Origin of the sequence: [Phormidium] sp. LEGE 05292 (assembly GCF_015207735.1) — a bacterium.
Classification (GTDB): Bacteria; Cyanobacteriota; Cyanobacteriia; order Cyanobacteriales; family Aerosakkonemataceae; genus Floridanema.
Window position 1 is genome coordinate 1 of the sequence record NZ_JADEWG010000323.1, and the last position, 1,857, is coordinate 1,857.

A 1,857-nucleotide genomic window follows, 5' to 3' on the forward strand; every position below is an offset into this window, starting at 1 on the left:
CCCCAACCCCTATCCCCCAATCAATAATCCTAGAAATTGGCAAGCATTTGAGTTATGGAAACAACAGTCAACTGCCAACATTTCGCTTCAGTAATTGGTCAACCAACAGCTATTAAATTACTCAAAGCTAGCATTAATAGTAAGCGTATCTCTAATGCTTTTCTATTTGCTGGTTTAGATGGTGTAGGTAAGCGTTTGGCTGCTAAATGTTTAATTCAAGCATTGTTGATGCCTGCACAAGAATCGATTGATATTGCTGAACTTTCTAGCAACAAACATCCAGATATCTTGTGGGTGATGCCTACCTATCAGCAGTTAGATAAACTGCTAACCGAAACCGCCGCTATCGCACATGGAATTAACCGGAAAACTGCACCAGTAATTCGCATCTCCCAGGTGAGAGAATTAGTGGAATTTGCTGCTACTCAACCGATGATTGCTGCACAAAAAGTTGTCGTCATAGAAGCAGCACATTGCTTAAATCATCAAGCCGCATCAGCATTACTAAAAACATTGGAATCACCAATTAATACGTTGTTTATCTTGCTTACCTCTCGGATTCAAGAAGTATTACCAACAATTGTATCGAGGTGTCAGTTAATTCCTTTTCGTCGCTTATCCAATGATGATTTTGCTCGAGTTTTAACCCAAGCAGGAGAACAGCAAATTTTGGATAATCCGATGTTACTCAACATGGCACAGGGAAGTCCTGGTGCAGCAATTTCATCTTATCAAATGCTGCAATCAATCCCTGAAGAAGTTCTTCAGCAATGTAGTAGTTTACCATCCAATTTAAAGGCAGCATTGTCATTGGCTAAAACAATTGACCATAATTTAGAACACTCTCAGCAATTATGGTTAATTGATTATCTGCAATTCTTGTGGTGGCATTCCTATCAACGGATTGAGTTAATAGAAAAACTTGCCCAAGCTAAAGATGCACTTCTAAAATTAGCTCAAAATCGCTTAGTTTGGGAAGTCACATTAGCAAATACTATTGCAGTTTGAACAACTAACTATCACGCATCTTGCTAGTGCTGTGAGGCAGAAATAACTAATCAGTTAAGAAAAGCAAGTCTTCTTCCCTTCTGCCTTTTTCCCTTTTGCCTTCTGCCTTCTGCCTTTTGCCTTTTGGTACTAGCTAACGCTAGGAGAATGTGATAGTTATTTCTCTTAGCTTATGCCTCGAAAAAACTCAACCCAAGTTCTAGAAAAGTCTACTGTTACCGAAGTAGTTCCATCCCCTGTTGAAGGCGAAGAATTAACAAGTTCTGATGCCGAACTTAGCCAAGTTGATAGTCAATTAACCTCTACTGATGAAGTTAAACTTAAATTTGAAGTAGAGGTAGAAACATTCAATGCTAAACTATCAACAGCCCTATTAGCAGTTCCCAATAAACCTACTCATCCTAGTTTAGGGAATGTATTAGTTGCAGCAACTGATGGACAGGTAAAGCTAACTGGATTTGATTATAACTTAGGAATTACAGTTAGTTGTGAAGCCAATGTAGAACATCAGGGGATGGTGATACTACCAGCTAAACTATTACAAAGCATTACCTCTCGCTTACCAGTTGGTAAACTGACAGTTACAGCTAATGCTAAATCAGTTGTCAGCTTGTCTTGTGCTAGTGGTAAATACCAAATCAGAGGTGCAAATTCAGATGATTTTCCTACATTACCTGCACTAGATGCTAATAACTATAGCGTTCAGGTGAAACCATTGTTATGGCTCTCCCGTACCTGTGGGGATAAGTAAATCTTATTTAAATAAACAAGCTAACAGCTTTTCTCGCAAAGATTCAAAGCTTTTAAAGCCATAGCTTTGTCGAATAATGAGCTTAATTCTATTATTAA

At 38.4% G+C, this 1,857-nt stretch carries 2 protein-coding genes; both read left to right on the plus strand.

Features of this window, described 5'->3' with window-relative positions; all coding sequences use genetic code 11:
* The first annotated feature begins 54 nt into the window (after nucleotides 1–54).
* Nucleotides 55–1,008, plus strand: coding sequence for a DNA polymerase III subunit delta' (locus IQ264_RS32345; RefSeq protein WP_193986854.1), 954 nt, complete (start codon nucleotides 55–57; stop codon nucleotides 1,006–1,008).
* A gap of 172 nt (nucleotides 1,009–1,180) precedes the next feature.
* Nucleotides 1,181–1,759 (plus strand): hypothetical protein, encoded by a 579-nt coding sequence (locus tag IQ264_RS32350; protein ID WP_193986856.1) that lies wholly within the window; start codon nucleotides 1,181–1,183, stop codon nucleotides 1,757–1,759.
* The last annotated feature ends 98 nt before the right edge of the window (nucleotides 1,760–1,857 follow it).

Coding starts and splice junctions, on each gene's coding strand:
- IQ264_RS32345 (WP_193986854.1), top strand. CDS start 55: ATGGAAACAACAGTCAACTGCCAACATTTCGCTTCAGTAATTGGTCAA.
- IQ264_RS32350 (WP_193986856.1), top strand. CDS start 1,181: ATGCCTCGAAAAAACTCAACCCAAGTTCTAGAAAAGTCTACTGTTACC.